The following is a 17,017-nucleotide window of genomic DNA, read 5'->3' on the forward strand; positions in this document are numbered from 1 at the left end:
TTTGCTATTCATTAAACCAAAAAAACACTACACGTACTAATTTAATTTTTCAAATCAATAAATTTGGGAAAAAATTCAAAATTTATAGAGGTTGCATCATCGTATAAATTACGTTTGAATTGAGCTTTGAAAAATAACATACAAATACAAAATTTTTTCCTGAAAATTCGTTTACTTCATACGATTGTTTGCTTGTATCAGGGTTCGATAAATTGCGCATTTATTTATGAAAAAATTTTGTGAGCTACTAAAGCAAGTTACAAGATGGGGTAGTAACGTTGCAGTCATATTGTCCGCCAAATTGGTCAACGCATTAGGCTTGAAAGTAGGTGATGAATTAGAGTTTAAAAAAACTGTGATTCGAAAGGGACATGTAACAGAGATGTATGTCGGTGAAGAGCCTAGCAAGATGGAGATATTGGCAGATGTTCGAAATCTTAGGTCTGAAATTACACACAACTTTACTTTTGATCGTGATGAAGCAAATTCACGATGAAGTCATTTTGTGGTGTTTCAGTCTATGGCCACAACAAATATTTTTGCAATTCAAATATCCTATGAGTAGCAGACCATATCCAAAGTAATGAAAACTAAAACGATCTTTAAAAGCGACATATTTGAGTCAGCTCATCAGTCGGCTTCAGCTCTCTATCTGGTGGGCGCAATTGATAAAGCCACCATGAGCAAGTTTGATGAAAAGTGCACTGTTAAAACTCCAAAATTAAAACCTGTGCAAATCAAAAAAATCAGAAAGCGTGTCAAAGTCAGTCAGTCAATTTTTGCGAGGTACCTAAACACAAGTGAGTCTACTGTTCAGAAGTGGGAGGCGGGTACCAAGAACCCAAGTGGCATGGCGCTTAAGTTATTGGACATCGTTAACAAGCATGGGCTTTCTGTACTTGCTTAAGAAACCTACTTCATTGGGAATTGAAGTGCCTCATATGCATGAACCAGAGAAACGAGCTCTTCCAGCCTATCCCCATCAGGCGAACCCATCTCAGGATTCAGATCGAAAAGTTTTGAAAGCTCTTTCAACGCAAGGTCATGCTCTTCGTCAGTTTGAATAAAATTTTTAATCACAGAAGTCTTCACATTTTTATTTCTAGCTTGAATAAGCTTCCGAGCCAATTTAAATTTGGCTTCAGAATTATTGAAAACTTTTCTATAGCCAGTTCGCTTAAGCCATAGCTTGTGAAGATCAGTTATTTTGGTCATGGTGCCAAGCCACTTAAGCCAACGGAAACTTAGGCTCACCCAGGCTTACCTTTGGTGACAGTCCAGCAAGTGCCGCCATGTCTAGCAGCATGTCTAAATCAAAATGATTGAAATTGCCTTCTATCAGTTTGGCTATATCTGACTTAGAGACACCAAGCAAAGCAGCAACATCTCCATGAGTCATTTCAAGCTTCTCAACAAAACTGCTGATTTCCATCATCAGCATTGAGCGAGCTTGCATGCTGGCTGCATCACTTGGTGTTGCCGCAATAGCCTGCCAGACACTTTGAAACCTTATGCTACGAGCTGATATTTCCTCCGCTTCAGCAACATACTTGCGAGCATTCATCAACGCTTCCTGACCTCCTGGCAAATATGATTCTTCTAAAGCGGTTGTAAGGTAAATCTCTGCCAACTCGGGGTCCTCACAAAGTAGTTCTACAACAACGTCTTTATGAGCACGTTGATATGCCTTACGGTCCACAACGCTGGTGGTAGCAATTTGACTCCGTACTACAAGTCCAAGCTCTGTTAATTTATTGAGGTTTTGATGTAAGTCGCTGGAGTTGCCTCTGAGTTCATCAACCAGCTCTTCTATGCTTTTGGGGTGACGCAAAGCGATCAGAATTTGGCGTAGAGGTTCACGGAAAATGTCCAGAAAATCTTCTGGATCTCCAAAGGAGAGGGTGAAGAGCTCTTCAATCTGATCGCCGCGATCTATTTTTTGACCAACCAATTGTGCACGTGCAAAAAATTCTTTAGTGCTGCCTATGCGAATGGTTGCTTTACTCATAGTGAGTACCTAAAAAGTTGCTGATACAAAACTTCAATGCAACCACTGCATTTGAAACGGAATTCAGTGTGGCATGAATCCAATTTTTTGTACCTATTTTTCTTGCAAATCAATCTATAGCGGATCAATCTTTTTGTAAATAAATTCGACGATCATCTTAGAAATGAAGTTATTGATAAATTTGTAGAAATTGCCGATAAATTTTTGTCGCTAAGATATTATTTATACGTTATGTGAGTCGCAGACATAAGAAGCGTGGCACTATGAATCAGTCATTGCAAGAAGCCTTCATTGAAGCTAAAACAATATTGATCTGATCTCAATTATTTTTCTATTTCGTCTGTATTTATTAATAAATACAGACGCAAACATAAATACATTCATGTGACTTCAAAACCTGTTCATCCCGCTGTACTTCGCGCACGCGAAAAAGGCTTGATTCGTGCAAGTGAACTCTCCAAATTCAGAGCCTCTGGTGCAGTCCTTCAGAAGCTGCTTGAAACAGATCAGTTAGTGAGAATAAGCAGGGGCGTCTACATACCAGCCAACCTAATGTTTACCGAGAAGATTGACCACGCTGTTGTCGCACTTAAATTTCCACAGATTGTTTTTTGCCTTCTGACTGCACTTCAAATGCACGAACTCACAACACAGTTGACACATCAGCTTTGGGTGGCGATTGGACAAAAGGCACGCGCCCCAAAGCTTGACTTTCCTCCACTTCACGTTATCAGAATGAGTGACCTAAGTTTTGGCCTCACAACACTTGTTGTTGATGGTGGCATTTCGATTCATGTCACTAACGTTGCTAAAACAGTTGCTGACTGTTTTAAATTCAGAAACAAGATTGGGATCGATGTTGCACTTGAAGCATTGAGAGATGCCTGGAAGCAAAATAAAGTCACGATGGATGAACTCTGGCTAGCGGCAGAACATTGTCGTGTTCATAACGTCATGCGCCCCTACATGGAGAGCTTGGTATGACTCTATCAATTTCTTTAGCAACGTTGAGCTCCCGCAATCCACCACTAATTTTGATCTGACCCCAATAAAAGTTTCACGCAATCTATTTAAAGTATGGCAATATATGGCAATTATTGCCACTTAGGAATTCTCATGACCCTTAACGTTTCTTTGCCTAAAGCCTTAGAGGATCGCGTTCGTGAACAAGTTGCTTCTGGGCGCTACGGCTCTGCGAGTGAAGTGATACGGGAAGCACTTCGGCTTTTTGAAACTTATCAACAAATTCAATCTTCTAACTTGAGTAGCTTGCAGTCTGAAATTGCAAAGGGGATGAAAGATATTGAAAGTGGACGTGTGAAAAAGATGGACATGAATGCGATAAAACGAAAGGCTCGTTCTACCCAAAAGTGATTTCATGTCCAACGTTCTTCTAAGTCACCTAGCAGAAATTGATTTAGAAGAAATTTGGATCTTCGTTGCAACGGCCGATTCAATAAGTGCCGACTCAGTTCTTGATGAAATTGCACAGGAGTCCGAAATCTTGGCTTTACAACCTCTCATGGGACGCTCTAGGCCAGACCTGCTACCAAAGCTCAGATGGTGGCCTTCATCTACCTCGTACGCTATCTACTATTTACCTGAGCCTCATGGTATTACGGTTGTTCGAGTTCTGCATCAAAGCATGTTCATCGATTCCAAGTATTTTGACGTGTGATTGACGTTATGGAAGTCAACCCAAATAATGTTGATCTGACCCAATTAATCAAGCCGTCACAACATTCAACTTAACGCCCAAGGCCGTACATACCCGTTTAATGGTGTCTAGCCTGTGCTGAGAGTCGGGTCTGAGGGCTTTGTAGAGGGCTTCGCGGGTAAGGCCGCTGGCTTTGGATATTTCAGCCATTCCTTTGGCTTTGGCTATGTAACCTAGTGCAGCGGCAAGTTCGCCTGCGTCGTTGTCGGCTAAGACTTGGTTTAAGTATTTAGCAATGTCTTCATCGGATTGAAGAAATTCGGCTACGTCGAATGGTGAAACATTCGCGATATTTTTGAAATTTTTCATTGAAGGCATCCTTTTAAATTTCTTGCCAGCTGCTTTGCAATAGCAATGTCTGCTGTTTGCGAAGATTTATCACCACCATTCAGCAATAAGACGAAAAATTTCATCTAGCTTAGTGAGTGTGTATTTCATAACATGTATCCGATCGATGACAATTGGTCAATCTAAATTGGATGCCAACTGCCGAGATTAAGTGCCAATTGGGCTAGATGTCATTCATCCATTTGCACCCAACCCCATTCAAAGGCTCACCTCTAACTTAGCCCCATGAGCCCTTCATTGGTAAGTAATGTTGATCTGCCTCCAATTAAAAAACACACAGTAGCATGAATCTAGAGGACATTCCGTCCACCCAAGACTTTGATCGCAAGAGGTTTCTTAAGAACGTGTTGAATCAATTGAAGATCAGCAGGGATGGTGATCTATTGGATTTGTGCAGCTTAAGCATTAAGCCTTATGAGGAATATTTGTTGCAGGAGGGGCTCTGATGGTTGCAAGGCTCAAATCACATCCAGAATTTGATCCTAAATTGGAACGTCAACGCTAGATAAAAAAGCTCACCGCCCACCTTGTTTCAGTTATGCTTTCTATAGGCTTTAACAGAATTCACAATTATCTTGATTCAACAAATTCGACGCACTAAATGGACAAACCAACCCTAGACTACTACGCCCTTCACGCCAGTGAAGTAGCGCAGCGCTATGAAGTTGCCCCCAGTCCATTAGCCCACCGCTTCGCCGAATCTTTCTCCGCAGGTGGCCGCATCCTAGACATAGGCTGCGGCTCAGGCCGAGACCTAGCCCAACTCCACAAGCAAGGCTTCCAACCCTACGGTGTAGATGGCACCGAAGAGTTCGTTCAACTAGCCCAGATGCTTCACCCAGAACTCAAGGGCAGGGTGGTGAAAGGTTTGTTGCCTGATCTGCCCACTCCCTTTGGCGGTGAGTTTGATGGCGTTTTGTGTTGTGCCGTTCTCATGCACATTGATTCAACAGAGCTGTTTAACGCAGCCTTGTCTATCAAGCGTTGCTTGAAGGTCAATGGTCGGTTGTTAATCTCTGTGCCTAGCCAAAGGTCTGATACAGGTGATGGTGAGCGTGATGCAAACGGCCGCCTATTTAAAACATATCCATCCGCCTACCTACGCCTGATTTTTGAGCGCTTGGGTTTTAGCCTCATAGACGAATGGGGTAACTCAGATGCCATGACTCGCCAAGGCATTGAATGGGTGTCCTTGTTATTTCAATTGAAGTCTGAAGCCAACACCAGGCCTATTGATCAAATTGAAGGCGTGCTGAATCACGATAAGAAGACAGCCACTTACAAGTTTGCGTTGTTTCGCGCACTGGCAGAGATTGCGACACAAAGCCCAAACAACGTTAAGTGGCTGGCCAATGGCAAAGTGGCATTGCCCGTTAGGTATGTGGCAGAGAAGTGGTTGCAGTACTACTGGCCTCTGATTGAATCTAAAGTGTTTATGCCGCAGATCAATGCTGAGGCGCCAGACGCAGACAACTGGATTAAGTTCAGACGCAGCCTTGGTGCACTCATAAGTCTTTATGTGAAGGCAGGTGGCTACAGCGGGTTTCGGATTGAACGAAACAAAGGTGCTTTGTCTGCTGACAAACAAAAGCTGTTGAAACAAGTGATGTCAGACATTGCTTCTGCCATAGTGACTGGGCCAGTCAAGTATGCCGGGGACGCCTTGGTTACTGGGCGAGTGTTTGACTATGACTCGGCTACTAAGAGCGTCCTGATTCCGAATGACCTTTGGATTGAATTGAGTCACTTAGGCTATTGGGTGAGCCAGGCTGTGATTCTTCAATGGGCAGAAAAGACTACTAGCTTGGGTAAAGGTATTGATGTGGCTTCTGTAGTAGGACTACTGCTAGATAAAGAGGATGTTCGAAGTACTGATTCTGCACGCAAGTTGTTTGCAAACTTGGAAAGTATTGAGTGTGTATGGAGTGGTAAACCTTTGAAGGGTAAATTTGAAGTCGATCACGTCATACCCTTTGATCTTTGGCGCAATAACGACTCGTGGAATTTGCTGCCGGCCTCGAAAACAGCCAATATAAGTAAATCAAACAAGCTTCCATCCACGGATCTTTTAAGGAGGCGAAAAGACTTCATCCTTGGATATTGGGAAGTTTTGTATCAGCTTGAAAATGCAAAGTTCAGGGAAGAAGCTGAGACACTTTTAGCTTTGCCGGAGTCGAATTGGCAGAATGCTTTGTTTGGTCAGATGTCAGCTGCTATTGAAATGACCGCATTACAGCGCGGCGTGAATCGTTGGGCTGGAATTTAAATGCACAAAAAAATGTGAACTCAAGGGAGTTTTAATGAAGAGTTATTACCGTGTGATGCTGGGCAAGAAATCAATTTTTGCCGAAACTTGTTTTAACGAAGGATTTATTGGGGCTGATTTTGAAATCAATCAAGATCTATCCAATGACTTACCTGAAAATTGGAGAGACTTCAATGCCAAGTTTCGAAACATATATCTTTCCAATCATCCAGGTAAGACGAATGTTGGTGCAGGTTTGGCTTGTGGGTTTCTTTGGACTGTATCGAAAGGAATAAAAATTGGCGATACAGTTCTCTGCCCCGATGGTTATGGCGCATACCACGTTGGATTAGTGACTGGAAATTATCAGTATGTTCCAGGATCAATATTGCCGCATCGTAGAAGTGTCCGGTGGGAAAATAAACGCATTCAACGTGAACAAATGTCGGATGCTTTAAAAAATAGCACAGGTTCAATTGGCACCTTAAGCAACATTAGTAGCTATGCTGCAGAGATAGAGTCGCTGATCGCTGGTGAATACAAGTCACCGATAACTTCAACTGATCCAAACATCGAAGACCCATCGGAATTCGCCTTAGAAAAACATCTTGAAGATTTTTTGGTTAAAAACTGGAAACAAACTGATCTTGGTAAAGAGTTTGATATTTATGAAGAAGATGGTGAACTCGTTGGCCAGCAGTATCAATCTGACACTGGTCCTATGGATATTTTGGCAATCAAAAAAGATAAGTCGCAACTTCTTGTCGTTGAATTGAAGAAGGGTCGCGCTAGTGATGCGGTAGTTGGCCAGGTACTTCGATATATGGGCTACGTAAAACAAGAATTGGCAGAGGAGAGTCAAACTGTTCGCGGAGTAATCATTGCTTTAGAAGACGACACTAGAATTCGTAGAGCTTTGGCTATGACGCCCGATATTAGTTTCTATCGATATGAAGTTTCATTTAAATTAATTAAAAATGCTTGAGCTTAGGCTACAGCAGCCGCAAAACTTGTAAATAAATCTCCTGGAAGTGCGCTGTCTAATTTCCAAGTAATAGCCATCGGCATTTCAGATTCATGCCGAACATACTTGGCAGCACCTAAAAAGTAGAAAGATCTTTCATCAGAGTTGATCCTAGAGAACAACATGATTTTTGATCCTTGCTTTGCATGGTTTTGATACCGCTTACCTGTGTTGCTTTCAGCCCTTGTGCCTGCTTGACTTTCCCAATGAATTAAGTCACGGCTAATTGCATAGTCGCGGTATCTAGTCGTTGGTGAAAAGTGACCACTGGTCTTGTCCAAGGTAAACACCATTAGGTCAGCTTTTGCTTCATTGGCCCAAAGCACGCCTTCACGCCATGTTGGTGTTCTGGCGTTATTGCCGACACCAAAAGCAGCCAGGATCTCAATTCGCGTATACCTTGCATGAATTGAAAGTGGTACGTCTGAAAGCTGGTCTACAGTTTTTGCAAGATGCGAAACCCGTGTTGTCAGATATTCAAAAAGTGCACTCAATTCTTTTAAGACTTGCGGGTGTTGCCATAGTAACTCAATACATTCTTCAAGTGTGGCGTCTTTGCCCACAACTTGATCGACTAGGGAAGCGATGAGCATACGCAAATAGCGCTTGTCCTTGATGGATAAGTTTGCAATATCGGGGGCAGTGTTTGAATCTGCCAATAGCTTGTAGGTTGCAAGGCGATCCGGGTCGTCTACGTGTAGAAGTCTTCCAACTGCTCGAAGCAATGGTTCTTCATTAGGCCCTGGCTCTAGTGTGCTTAGGCCAGCGTCTCTTTGAAGTTCTGTCCAACTTTTGCTGCTGGTGTAAATATCTTCTAAATCTAAACCTGTTTCATTAAGGAACTCTGCAATTGAAACATCGGTATTGTTTACTGCCAAAATTCGCAATTCTTGAACTTTAGCCATCCACCTATTGGGTACAGACTGCTTGATACTGTTCAACACGATTTCGCTAGCTACTCTGTCTAGCTCCATGTGGCAGCCAGCTGGCAAGTAGGGAAAGTTGTCTTTGATCTGTTGCTCTACTTGTTTTCGTGTGCCTCCCAGAAGGGCGCGCAGCTTCACGTCAAATCTAAAGTCTTGGTGCTGCCTGCCAACAAAGTCTAAAACCGTGCAGACAGATTTGGTTTCATGTTTTCTGAGGCCACGCCCCAACTGTTGCAAGAAGAGAGTGGGGCTTTCTGTGGGGCGAAGCATGAGGAGGGTGTCCACCGATGGCACATCAACGCCTTCGTTGAACAAATCAACTGAAAAGATCACGTTGACTTCTTTGTTGGCCAATTTTTGCAATGCAGACTTGCGTTCTTCAGCGGGAGTGTCTGACCAGATGGCCAATGAATTGATGCCCACATCATTGAATCGTTGCGCCATAAATTGGGCGTGAACAATGCTGACGCAAAATCCTAACGCTCTAATTTGATGTACATCACCTATACGGTTGACCACTTCTTGAATGACTGTTTTAGCCCATGAGTCGTTGCCTGTGTAAACATTGGTCAAGGCTTCGATGTCGTATCCCGTACCGCGCTTAAAAGGTAACAGGGATAAATCTTGGCCGTCGTGAATGCCGAAATAAGCAAATGGCACCAATCGGTGCCTATCAATTGCATCCCACAGTCTTAGCTCTGCAGCTATGCGGCCATCGAAGTATTCAAAGATGGAAAGGTCGTCTGATCGCTCTGGTGTTGCGGTAAGGCCTAGTAGCTCAATGGGGGTTAGGTGGTTCAGAACTTTTCTGTATGAATTTGCGGCGGCATGGTGAAACTCATCGATGATGACAACATCAAAGTGATTGGGTTCTAAATTGTCTAAGCCTGCTGCATTCAGGCTTTGAATAGATGCGAAAACGTGTTCAAAGCGAGTGGGCCTATGGCCATCTACCCACATTTCGCCAAACTGATGGTCTCGCATGGCGTGCCTAAAAGTGGCCATGGATTGATCCAGTATTTCTTTGCGGTGAGCTACAAAGAGCAAGCGTGCTCTTGGCAGCCTGGCTTTCAGTCTTGCGTAATCAATGGCCGCCATAACTGTCTTGCCGGTGCCTGTGGCCGATACCAAGAGGTTTCTGTGGTGGCCTTGCTGTCTGGCCAACTCTATTTGCTCAAGAAGCCTTTCTTGAAAGGGCTCTGGCCTGATTTCAATGGGACTTAGAAATATTTGTGGACCGTTGTTTTCGATTCGCTGGGTACGCTCGTCAAACTGCTCTCGGTTGTAGCGCACAAAGTCGCCACTGTTCCAGTAGCTTTCAAAGACGGCGTCTACTTTGTTAACTACGTCTGGGTTTCTGGAGCCAGAGAATCTGGCATTCCATTCCAAACCGACTACTTGGGCTGAATGAGTGAGGTTGGATGAGCCTATGAATGCGGTGGAGAAACCAGAGTTACGTTTGAATAGCCAAGCCTTGGCGTGAAGCCTGGTGTTGGATTCGTCGTAGGAGACTTTAATTTCTGCGCCTATGCTGGCAAGCATTTCTAGGGCGGCTGCTTCTGTGGAGCCGGTATATGTGGTGGTCAATACTCTGAGTGATCTGCCTGATTCGCAATGAAAGCGAAGGGCGTCCATCATGGGCCTGATGCCACTCTTTCTGATGAAGGCCATGACCAAGTAGATGCGCTCGGCTGATGGAATTTCGCTGATGATTTGACTGCCGATGCGGGGTTCGCCATTGGCGTTGGTTAACAGGGTTGTATCGAGTAGGTCGATTAACGGTTCTGCAACTTGATCTGGTGTGCCGTCGGGATTCCTGCCATCGATGGCCTTCAGCATCCTTGGAGGGAGTGACAGCTTTTCTGTTAGTAGGTCGTTGGCTGGGGTGGAGTCGACCAGAAGTTGAATTAGTTTTTGAGTCAGTTCTCCGCCGACTTCAATTCGTTTGTCCTTGCTGAGGGATGCAATGGCAGTTTGAATGACCTTTGCCAAGTGCATGGCCAGTCGGTCGGGGGCTTCTTCTACGTGCAAGTCTGAATGGCGCGCTGTGAGGCGGGCGTCTAGTTCTTGCAATTGCTGAACTAGAGATTCTGTTAGCAATGACTGATAAAGGCCACGGTCAATTTCATTCATTTGCACAGTCTATTTCAGTTTGACTGGGGTTTCAAAGGTTTTGGTAGGCTCATTTTTAGTGAGCCTAGTGCGCCTTTCATTGAGTTACTTGTTGGGTTGGTTTACTGGTGAATTCTTTGTTGCAGTCGTATAGTTGTCTCAGTGTTCAGGAATAGTCTTAGGACTAATCGTTTGACTATGTCTTACTTAAGGCTTTATTCGATATGCGCCCCCCAAGGTACCTAACCAAATCCCGTTTCAAACTAGCCGCAGAGTGCCCCACCAAGCTCTTCTACACCGGCAAGCCGCATCTCTACCGAAACCTCAAGCAAGAAGACAGCTTCCTGGCCATGCTGGCCGATGGGGGCTACCAGGTGGGCGAGTTGGCCAAGTGTTTCTATCCCGCTGGCATTGAAATTTCTTTCCTCAACAGCGCAGAAGCCGAAGCGCAAACCCAAGCCTTGTTAAAGCAAGACCAAGTGGTGTTGTTTGAGCCTGCCATTCGCTTCAACGACTATTTGGTGCGCGTCGACATTTTGGTCAAAGACGGCAATCACTTTCAACTCATTGAGGTCAAGGCCAAGTCTTACAACTCAAGCGCCCCAGAAATTGTGGGTGCCCGTGGCGACTTGCTGTCCGATATGCGCCCCTACATTGAAGACGTGGCCTTTCAAGCGTTTGTGCTGCGGTCTTTTTGGCCTCAGGCCACGGTCAAGTGTTTTTTGATGATGCCCGACAAGTCGGTGCGGGCGCCTGTGAGTGGCTTGAATCAGTTGTTCAAGATAGAGCGTGCCAATGGACGCTCTAAGGTAAGGGCCAGTGCGCAGGCGCAGCAAGCGGTGCAAGCCTTTCAAGATGTAGGCGTCAAAGCTTTGCTGGCCTTGGTGCCGGTGGACGAGTATGTGCACAGGGTGATGCAAGACGGGGTGAAGAGCCTAGGCGTGAAGGAGCCGCTGCCCGATTTGGCGGCCAGGTGGGCTGCGGCCTACAAGGCGGACCAGAAGATCGAGCCCAGTCCGGGCAGTCAGTGTGGCAAGTGTGAATTTAAAACCCGCCCGGGCGATACGCTGCAAAGTGGCTTCTATGAATGTTGGGGTAAGAAGTATGGTTTGTCGCCTTCGCAAATTGACGAGGGCACGGTGTTGGACATTTATTATTTGAATGCCTCGGTCAAGGACAGGTTGATTCGTGATGCGCGGGTTCGCTTGCGTCCTGAAGTGGTGGGCACGGATGCCATCAAGGTGAAGGACGAGGGCCCGCACCTCAGTCTGTCGGAGCGGCAGTGGATGCAAGTGAACGGCATTCCCGCTGCAGAGAACCTGGGCGGCATTTGGTTGGCCGATGGGGTGATTCGGGAGGCGATGCGCACTTGGCAGTATCCGTATCACTTCATCGATTTTGAAACCAGCACGGTGGCCATTCCGTTTCATGCGGGCATGCGGCCTTATGAGGCGGTGGCGTTTCAGTTTTCTCACCACGTGATGCAGGCCGATGGTTCTTTGGCGCATGTGGGAGAGTTTTTGTTAACCGATCCGGTGGTGTTTCCCAACTTTGAGTTTGCGCGGGCGCTTAAGGCGGAGTTAGAGGGGGATGGGGGGTACGGTGTTCATGTGGAGCCCGCATGAGAATACGATTTTGAACAAGATTGTGGATCAGTTGAAGGTGGTGGTGGAGGGGGGGAGTTATGGGGTGGCTGGATTGCCTGCGCCGGCGGATGCTGCTGAGTTGATTGAGTTTTTGTCGTCGCTTGTGCAGGACGGCAGTCGGGCTATGGTGGATTTGTGTGCGCTGAGTAAGAAGGCGTATTTTGCGGAAGGCATTAAGGGCAGCAGTTCGATTAAGAAGGTGTTGCCTTCTTTGATGAAGCGGTCTGAGGTGTTGAAGGGTTTGTATAGCGGGAAGGTTTATGGGAGTGCGGTGGCGGGTGCTTTGCCTGCGCCTATGTTCAGCAAGAACTTCAAAGACTTTGCGTGGTGGGTGCCCGAGGCTTCTAACCCGTCAGTGCCTGTAGAGCCTTATGAGTTGCTGCGCAGGTATGGCGCCGATTTGTTGGGCGAAGAGGTAAGGGCAGGCGAGGACCCCGATGAGTTGGCCATTACCGAAGGCGGTGCGGCCGCCACGGCTTATGCCAGGTTGCAGTTTGAAGATGTGGATGCGGCAACGCGTTTAAAAATTCGAGAGGCCCTTCTGCGTTATTGCGAGCTAGACACCCTGGCCATGGTGATGATTGTGCAGGGGTGGCGGGGGCTTATTCAGCCGTAATTTTTTTCTCACGCACCAGCTTGCCCCATTTCTCTGATTCCTTCTGCATGAAGCTGGTCAGTTCAGCCCTTGTAGATGGCGCACCAGAGAGTCCTAGTTTGGTCAGTGCGTCCTTGGTGCTTTGATCGTTGAGCACTTTGACGATTTCAGCATTCCATTTGTCCAGTATGGGTGAGGGCACTTTGGCAGAAGCCAAGAAGGCATACCAGTTCAGGGCTTCAAAGCCAGGGTAGCCAGACTCGGCCACGGTGGGCACATTAGACAGATAGCTTGGACGTGTGAGGCCCGTGGTTGCAATGGCGATTAACTTGCCAGACTCAACGTGGGGAATGGAGGTGGGCGGTGCCGAAAAATAACCTGTGAAACGATTGGCCAAAAGATCTTGCATGGCCGGTGCGCCGCCCTTGTAGGGGACATGCAGCATGTCTGTGTTGGTGCGAATGGCAAACAACTCGCCTGTGAGGTGAGAGGCAGATCCAGCGCCAGTAGAGGCGAAGGACACGGTGTCTGGCGCTTTTTTGGCGAGGGCCACAAAGTCAGCCAAATTTTTAATGCCAGACTCTTTGTTGACCACCAACATGTTGGGGAAGTTCACGCCGCCAGAGATGGCCGCTAGATCTTTGAAGGGTTCATAGCCGACTTTCATCATGTGAGGCGCAATGGCCATGGGGCCAATGGAGCCTAGCAAAATGACGGAGCCATCTGCCACCCCGTTGGCCACTTGCTGGTGAACGATGTTGCCGCCAGCACCCGCTTTGTTTTCCACCACCACGTTTTGACCGATGTTTTCTGTGAGCTTTTTGGCAATTAATCGGGCTGCGGCATCGGCTGCGCCACCGGGTGCAAAACCAACATACAAAGTGACTGGGCGCTTTGGCGGAAAATCTTGCGCACTGGCCAAGCTAGGCAGTAACAGGGCAGAAGTGGCCAAGGCGATAGCGCTGAGTAAGTGGCGTTTGTTCATGGGTGTACCGTCAACAGGGTTTTTGTTTGAGCTTGCATGGCAGGCTGTGAGCTTGCACTCAGTTTAACTTGACATGTTAGGGGCTACAAGTTTGAAATTTGCAAGGCATGTGGGCGTTGAGCCCTTAATTGAAGCAAATTATTTTGGGTGGCTCATTTGGTGAGCTTTTGGTGAGCCATAGTCGTGGCATCAAAAGTTTTTTCTAAGGAGCACACCATGTCTATTTGGCAAATTTTGGGTAGTTTTGCAGTTTCTGACTCTGGCGACACCGTTCACAAAATTTCTGACAGCCTCAGCGTTTCAACCAACGGCACGTCATACACCACCATGGGTTTGACCACGGTGGGGTCTGATGGTTCTGTGTTTATTCAGCAGGGGTGCTTTAGCTCAGACGGCAGCACGCGCATGGGGTCTGTGGCTACTGGGCTGGGCGCGGTGTTTGGGCGGGATTAACTGAATAAATGGGGTCAGATCAACATTAATTTTGTCAATCAGTGAGGGCAGAGCCTCAGGGGGCTGAACGATTTCTGGTAATCCAGTATGAGGAAGCCCCCTGAGGCTCTGCCCTCAATGATTAGAAATTAATGTTGATCTGACCCCATTTATTTCTTCAGGCGTACTGCTTCTGCATTTTCTGCAAAGCGTCTTTCATTTGTTTCACCAAGGGTGCAGGGCCAAGCACCTTCACGTCGGGGCCCATGCGCAGAATGTCGCCTATCAACTCGCGTTCATCAGAGTAGGGCACCTGGAGCGTGTAGCTGCCATCTTTGTGCAACGTGCCTTTTTGGTCGGGATGCCACTCTTCATGTTGCACCCAACGCGCACGTTCAGGCGTGAACTTCAACTCAGCCCACGCATTGGCCTGGCCACCAAAAATACCGTAGCCGCTTTGCATCGTCTTCAGCAACTGCTCACGATCAATGTCCTTCGCATCATGCTCCAGCAACAAGCAATGCTCAATGGCATCAATCGAAAAACTTCTCACACCGCCACGCAAATGACACCAAGCATCCACGTACCAGTTGTCGCGGTAATGAATCAATTGCTGCGGCGAAATGATGCGCTTCACAGACTCACCCGATTGCCTGTTGAGGTGAACAATCTCCACTTGCTTTCGATCGACAGTAGCCTTGGCCACCAACTCAAAAGACTTCAATGGCATGCGACGTTTGCCTGCGTGTACCACACGAATTCTTTGTGACAAAACATTGGCATCTGCGCCTTGCGTTTCCAAAATTTTGTTCAGGCGCGTTTGCAAAGGTTTGAGTTTCGGGCCCAACAGTCCAGGCTCGAGTTGCCCAATCATGGTTTGAATGGTCATGAGGGCCAGCGCTTCTTCTTGGCTAAACCACAGGCCAGGAAGTTGTTGAAATGCGTCGGGGTTTTCTAATCGGTAGCCGCCCAAATCGCGGTCGTACAAGATGGGTGTGTTTAAACGATCGCGCAGCATGGCCAGGTCGCGTTTAAACGTGGCTGGAGAGATCTCCAACTTCTTCAAGAACTCCATCTTGGGCACAGCCTTGCGGCCAGAGAACAAGGTTTGGTAGGCGTAGTAGCGGTCTATTTCTGCCATGGTTAGTCTTTGTTAATAGTTTTTGTAATTTGTGTCAGTTTAAGAGCAATTTTTTCTCTTCGACTGAGTCTTTTGGGTTCTGGTGAACTGCCGTAATCCAGTTGGATGTTCAAAGCCTGGAACTCGTTGGGTTTATACGAGGGTTGCTGTTTAAACACAGGCGGCAGCTGGGCCAGTTGCGTGTAAACGCCCCCAAGGGGCAGCCAGAGCGAGGCAGAAAGCAGGAAGGGCAAAAACATCTTGTGTGGCGTTGGTTCAGTCAGAAAACCATACTTTGAGCCACCAGAGGCTCAGCCCTTGAGCCTGCTGGGCTGATCGTTTGTACAGGGAATTTAATTGGGGTCAGATCAACATTAATTTGTTGTGCAAGTGAATGTCTCCCTATGAGTCCTTTGTCTCCTTCAAAGTCAAAGCACTAAGAGCGTGGAGACTCATCAATTGAATTTAACTTTGATATCATAAGTGATACTATTCTATGAGTAGTATTTTGAAGCTGCTAACGCAAATGAGCGACCAACCAGCCAATGTGAGGTTCATAGATTTACAAAAGGTCTGTGTTCATTATTTTGGAAAGCCAAGACTGGCATCAGGGAGTCATGTGGTTTTCAAAATGCCTTGGCTGGGTGATCCAAGAATCAATATTCAAAATTTTCAAGGTAAAGCCAAGCCATACCAAGTCAGGCAAGTTTTGAGTGCCATCGATAAATTGTTAAAACAGAATGAAAACTGATCGATATACCTACCGCGTGACATGGTCCTCTTCTGATCAGGCGCACGTTGGCCTGTGCGCCGAATTTCCCTCACTGTCTTGGATTGCAACCTCGCCTGAGAAAGCGCTCAAAGGAATTCGTAAAGTAGTTGATGAAGTAGTCGTTGAAATGCTGAAGGCCAATGAAACTATTCCTGAAGCTCTTTCAGAGAAGACCTTCAGTGGTAAGTTTGTGGTTCGTGTTCCAGCCGACGTTCATCGCTTGCTGGCCATGCAAGCCGCAGAGCAGGGCGTGAGCATGAACCGATTGGTTTCCGCTAAGTTGGCAACAATTTAATCGGGGTCAGATCAACATTAATTCCCAATCAGTGAGGGCTTAGCCTGAGGGGGGCTGAACGATTTCTGGTACCCCAGTATGAGGAAGCCCCCCTCAGGCTAAGCCCTCACTGATTGACCAAATTAATGTTGATCTGACCCCGATTAAATTCACTCCCACTCACCCAGTGGTTCCATTTCGGTTTTGTGTTGGGGACAGAGAGGCGGGCCGAAGGCCAGGAACTTTTTGTACATCGGCACTTCAAATCCACAGTCCTTGCATTTGGCCCGTGGTCGTGGGGAGCGTTTCACCAAACGTATCGAGATGTGCAAACCACCATGAGGATAAGGACCCAATTGGCTGGCAAGCTCTGCCAACTTGGCCTTGAGCTCAGGTCCTGCACCAGCGCTTCGCATCGGCCCCACCATCCCCAAGCTGGTGGCAATCTTTTTGAACTCCTTGCCGTGCTTGTGTTGGCAATCGTCTACGGCATGCACCAGCTCATGGACCAACGTGTCTAACACTGTCACAGGGTCTAACAATGCAGGCGAAATGAAAATCTGATTTTGATCATGCACGCTGCTTCTGCGCGACCAACATTGACCAATGTGATGCTTGCTGCCAGTGCTGGCAAATCCGCAAGACACTTGGCAGTTGTCCGGAATGATGTGACTTTTGGATTTGAACAAAGGACGCAGCATTTCAACGGCTGCAAGTAACCAGGCTTCGCGAGTGGGGTGGGTTGTCATGGACGCATTCATCAACACTAAGGAAGAGTCAATATGCAAGCCGAAAAGCTCATGGATTGAGCCA

General features: G+C 46.8%; 20 protein-coding genes. 12 read left to right on the forward strand and 8 right to left on the reverse strand.

Annotated elements, in window-relative coordinates; genetic code table 11:
* Window positions 1-289 precede the first annotated feature (289 nt).
* Window positions 290-496 (forward strand): hypothetical protein, encoded by a 207-nt coding sequence (locus L103DPR2_RS14370; protein WP_197274851.1) that lies wholly within the window; start codon window positions 290-292, stop codon window positions 494-496.
* 87 nt (window positions 497-583) lie between these two features.
* Complete coding sequence (locus L103DPR2_RS08020; RefSeq protein WP_055360564.1) at window positions 584-907, forward strand: helix-turn-helix domain-containing protein; 324 nt, start codon at window positions 584-586, stop codon at window positions 905-907.
* Window positions 908-912: 5 nt separating this feature from the next.
* On the opposite strand, the gene L103DPR2_RS08025 is transcribed toward L103DPR2_RS08020, so the two are convergent.
* Together L103DPR2_RS08025 and L103DPR2_RS08030 are read right to left on the reverse strand one after the other, a co-directional pair.
* Window positions 913-1,215, reverse strand: coding sequence for a hypothetical protein (locus L103DPR2_RS08025; protein ID WP_055360567.1), 303 nt, complete (start codon window positions 1,213-1,215; stop codon window positions 913-915).
* Between the two features lie 13 nt (window positions 1,216-1,228).
* On the reverse strand, window positions 1,229-2,008 hold the full coding sequence (locus L103DPR2_RS08030) for an XRE family transcriptional regulator (RefSeq protein WP_055360568.1): 780 nt from the start codon (window positions 2,006-2,008) through the stop codon (window positions 1,229-1,231).
* A gap of 384 nt (window positions 2,009-2,392) precedes the next feature.
* On the opposite strand from L103DPR2_RS08030, the gene L103DPR2_RS08035 reads away from it, so the two are divergent.
* The 3 genes from L103DPR2_RS08035 (at window position 2,393) to L103DPR2_RS14540 (ending at window position 3,686) form a co-directional block, all read left to right on the forward strand.
* Window positions 2,393-2,992 (forward strand): type IV toxin-antitoxin system AbiEi family antitoxin domain-containing protein, encoded by a 600-nt coding sequence (locus L103DPR2_RS08035; RefSeq protein ID WP_231717603.1) that lies wholly within the window; start codon window positions 2,393-2,395, stop codon window positions 2,990-2,992.
* A gap of 132 nt (window positions 2,993-3,124) precedes the next feature.
* Complete coding sequence (locus L103DPR2_RS08040) at window positions 3,125-3,382, forward strand: type II toxin-antitoxin system ParD family antitoxin (RefSeq protein ID WP_055361942.1); 258 nt, start codon at window positions 3,125-3,127, stop codon at window positions 3,380-3,382.
* Between the two features lie 4 nt (window positions 3,383-3,386).
* Entirely contained in the window at window positions 3,387-3,686 is a 300-nt protein-coding gene (locus tag L103DPR2_RS14540; protein WP_055360572.1) for a type II toxin-antitoxin system RelE/ParE family toxin, read from the forward strand.
* 48 nt (window positions 3,687-3,734) lie between these two features.
* Here the strand turns inward: L103DPR2_RS14540 and L103DPR2_RS08050 are convergent, their stop codons facing one another.
* Window positions 3,735-4,034 carry an addiction module antidote protein gene (locus L103DPR2_RS08050; protein ID WP_156339874.1) on the reverse strand — a complete coding sequence of 100 codons (300 nt, stop codon included), beginning with the start codon at window positions 4,032-4,034 and terminating at the stop codon, window positions 3,735-3,737.
* A gap of 640 nt (window positions 4,035-4,674) precedes the next feature.
* Here L103DPR2_RS08050 and L103DPR2_RS08055 point away from each other — a divergent pair.
* A complete protein-coding gene (locus L103DPR2_RS08055) occupies window positions 4,675-6,339 on the forward strand; it encodes a class I SAM-dependent methyltransferase (protein WP_055360577.1) in 1,665 nt (554 codons plus the stop codon).
* Between the two features lie 34 nt (window positions 6,340-6,373).
* Window positions 6,374-7,303 carry an endonuclease NucS domain-containing protein gene (locus tag L103DPR2_RS08060; RefSeq protein WP_055360579.1) on the forward strand — a complete coding sequence of 310 codons (930 nt, stop codon included), beginning with the start codon at window positions 6,374-6,376 and terminating at the stop codon, window positions 7,301-7,303.
* 2 nt (window positions 7,304-7,305) lie between these two features.
* Here L103DPR2_RS08060 and L103DPR2_RS08065 read toward each other — a convergent pair whose 3' ends face one another.
* The gene (locus L103DPR2_RS08065) at window positions 7,306-10,401 is read right to left on the reverse strand and encodes a DUF3427 domain-containing protein (protein ID WP_055360581.1); all 3,096 of its coding nucleotides are present in this window, start codon (window positions 10,399-10,401) and stop codon (window positions 7,306-7,308) included.
* Window positions 10,402-10,604: 203 nt separating this feature from the next.
* On the opposite strand from L103DPR2_RS08065, the gene L103DPR2_RS08070 reads away from it, so the two are divergent.
* Window positions 10,605-12,005 carry a DUF2779 domain-containing protein gene (locus L103DPR2_RS08070; protein WP_055360583.1) on the forward strand — a complete coding sequence of 467 codons (1,401 nt, stop codon included), beginning with the start codon at window positions 10,605-10,607 and terminating at the stop codon, window positions 12,003-12,005.
* Between the two features lie 10 nt (window positions 12,006-12,015).
* Window positions 12,016-12,642: a hypothetical protein gene (locus L103DPR2_RS08075; protein ID WP_156339875.1), complete on the forward strand. Its 627-nt coding sequence runs from the start codon at window positions 12,016-12,018 to the stop codon at window positions 12,640-12,642.
* Here L103DPR2_RS08075 and L103DPR2_RS08080 read toward each other — a convergent pair.
* Window positions 12,629-13,606 carry a Bug family tripartite tricarboxylate transporter substrate binding protein gene (locus L103DPR2_RS08080; RefSeq protein ID WP_055360586.1) on the reverse strand — a complete coding sequence of 326 codons (978 nt, stop codon included), beginning with the start codon at window positions 13,604-13,606 and terminating at the stop codon, window positions 12,629-12,631. The genes L103DPR2_RS08075 and L103DPR2_RS08080 overlap by 14 nt on opposite strands.
* A gap of 216 nt (window positions 13,607-13,822) precedes the next feature.
* Here L103DPR2_RS08080 and L103DPR2_RS08085 point away from each other — a divergent pair, with 216 nt between their 5' ends.
* Window positions 13,823-14,059: a hypothetical protein gene (locus L103DPR2_RS08085; protein ID WP_055360588.1), complete on the forward strand. Its 237-nt coding sequence runs from the start codon at window positions 13,823-13,825 to the stop codon at window positions 14,057-14,059.
* A gap of 157 nt (window positions 14,060-14,216) precedes the next feature.
* On the opposite strand, the gene L103DPR2_RS08090 is transcribed toward L103DPR2_RS08085, so the two are convergent.
* Entirely contained in the window at window positions 14,217-15,179 is a 963-nt protein-coding gene (locus L103DPR2_RS08090) for a helix-turn-helix transcriptional regulator (protein WP_055360590.1), read from the reverse strand.
* A 2-nt stretch (window positions 15,180-15,181) separates the two neighbouring features.
* Window positions 15,182-15,418, reverse strand: a complete 237-nt coding sequence (locus L103DPR2_RS08095; RefSeq protein ID WP_055360592.1) for a hypothetical protein — start codon at window positions 15,416-15,418, stop codon at window positions 15,182-15,184.
* 266 nt (window positions 15,419-15,684) lie between these two features.
* Here L103DPR2_RS08095 and L103DPR2_RS08100 point away from each other — a divergent pair, with 266 nt between their 5' ends.
* Window positions 15,685-15,909 carry a toxin HicA gene (locus tag L103DPR2_RS08100; protein ID WP_231717604.1) on the forward strand — a complete coding sequence of 75 codons (225 nt, stop codon included), beginning with the start codon at window positions 15,685-15,687 and terminating at the stop codon, window positions 15,907-15,909.
* Window positions 15,899-16,225, forward strand: coding sequence for a type II toxin-antitoxin system HicB family antitoxin (locus L103DPR2_RS08105; protein WP_055360596.1), 327 nt, complete (start codon window positions 15,899-15,901; stop codon window positions 16,223-16,225). The genes L103DPR2_RS08100 and L103DPR2_RS08105 overlap by 11 nt, the downstream gene beginning before the upstream one ends.
* A 149-nt stretch (window positions 16,226-16,374) precedes the next feature.
* Here L103DPR2_RS08105 and L103DPR2_RS08110 read toward each other — a convergent pair whose 3' ends face one another.
* On the reverse strand, window positions 16,375-16,953 hold the full coding sequence (locus tag L103DPR2_RS08110) for a SprT-like domain-containing protein (RefSeq protein WP_197274852.1): 579 nt from the start codon (window positions 16,951-16,953) through the stop codon (window positions 16,375-16,377).
* Window positions 16,954-17,017 lie beyond the last annotated feature (64 nt).

The organism is Limnohabitans sp. 103DPR2 (genome assembly GCF_001412575.1).
Lineage (GTDB): Bacteria > Pseudomonadota > Gammaproteobacteria > Burkholderiales > Burkholderiaceae_C > Limnohabitans_A.

What these genes read in the sequence shown, in the direction of transcription:
- L103DPR2_RS08055 (WP_055360577.1), top strand. Translation starts at nt 4,675, where the DNA reads ATGGACAAACCAACCCTAGACTACTACGCCCTTCACGCCAGTGAAGTA.
- L103DPR2_RS08110 (WP_197274852.1), bottom strand. Translation starts at nt 16,953, where the DNA reads ATGACAACCCACCCCACTCGCGAAGCCTGGTTACTTGCAGCCGTTGAA.
- L103DPR2_RS08025 (WP_055360567.1), bottom strand. Translation starts at nt 1,215, where the DNA reads ATGACCAAAATAACTGATCTTCACAAGCTATGGCTTAAGCGAACTGGC.
- L103DPR2_RS08100 (WP_231717604.1), top strand. Translation starts at nt 15,685, where the DNA reads ATGAGCGACCAACCAGCCAATGTGAGGTTCATAGATTTACAAAAGGTC.
- L103DPR2_RS08020 (WP_055360564.1), top strand. Translation starts at nt 584, where the DNA reads ATGAAAACTAAAACGATCTTTAAAAGCGACATATTTGAGTCAGCTCAT.
- L103DPR2_RS08080 (WP_055360586.1), bottom strand. Translation starts at nt 13,606, where the DNA reads ATGAACAAACGCCACTTACTCAGCGCTATCGCCTTGGCCACTTCTGCC.
- L103DPR2_RS08105 (WP_055360596.1), top strand. Translation starts at nt 15,899, where the DNA reads ATGAAAACTGATCGATATACCTACCGCGTGACATGGTCCTCTTCTGAT.
- L103DPR2_RS08060 (WP_055360579.1), top strand. Translation starts at nt 6,374, where the DNA reads ATGAAGAGTTATTACCGTGTGATGCTGGGCAAGAAATCAATTTTTGCC.
- L103DPR2_RS08050 (WP_156339874.1), bottom strand. Translation starts at nt 4,034, where the DNA reads ATGAAAAATTTCAAAAATATCGCGAATGTTTCACCATTCGACGTAGCC.
- L103DPR2_RS08095 (WP_055360592.1), bottom strand. Translation starts at nt 15,418, where the DNA reads ATGTTTTTGCCCTTCCTGCTTTCTGCCTCGCTCTGGCTGCCCCTTGGG.
- L103DPR2_RS08040 (WP_055361942.1), top strand. Translation starts at nt 3,125, where the DNA reads ATGACCCTTAACGTTTCTTTGCCTAAAGCCTTAGAGGATCGCGTTCGT.
- L103DPR2_RS08090 (WP_055360590.1), bottom strand. Translation starts at nt 15,179, where the DNA reads ATGGCAGAAATAGACCGCTACTACGCCTACCAAACCTTGTTCTCTGGC.
- L103DPR2_RS08070 (WP_055360583.1), top strand. Translation starts at nt 10,605, where the DNA reads ATGCGCCCCCCAAGGTACCTAACCAAATCCCGTTTCAAACTAGCCGCA.
- L103DPR2_RS08085 (WP_055360588.1), top strand. Translation starts at nt 13,823, where the DNA reads ATGTCTATTTGGCAAATTTTGGGTAGTTTTGCAGTTTCTGACTCTGGC.
- L103DPR2_RS08030 (WP_055360568.1), bottom strand. Translation starts at nt 2,008, where the DNA reads ATGAGTAAAGCAACCATTCGCATAGGCAGCACTAAAGAATTTTTTGCA.
- L103DPR2_RS08065 (WP_055360581.1), bottom strand. Translation starts at nt 10,401, where the DNA reads ATGAATGAAATTGACCGTGGCCTTTATCAGTCATTGCTAACAGAATCT.
- L103DPR2_RS14540 (WP_055360572.1), top strand. Translation starts at nt 3,387, where the DNA reads ATGTCCAACGTTCTTCTAAGTCACCTAGCAGAAATTGATTTAGAAGAA.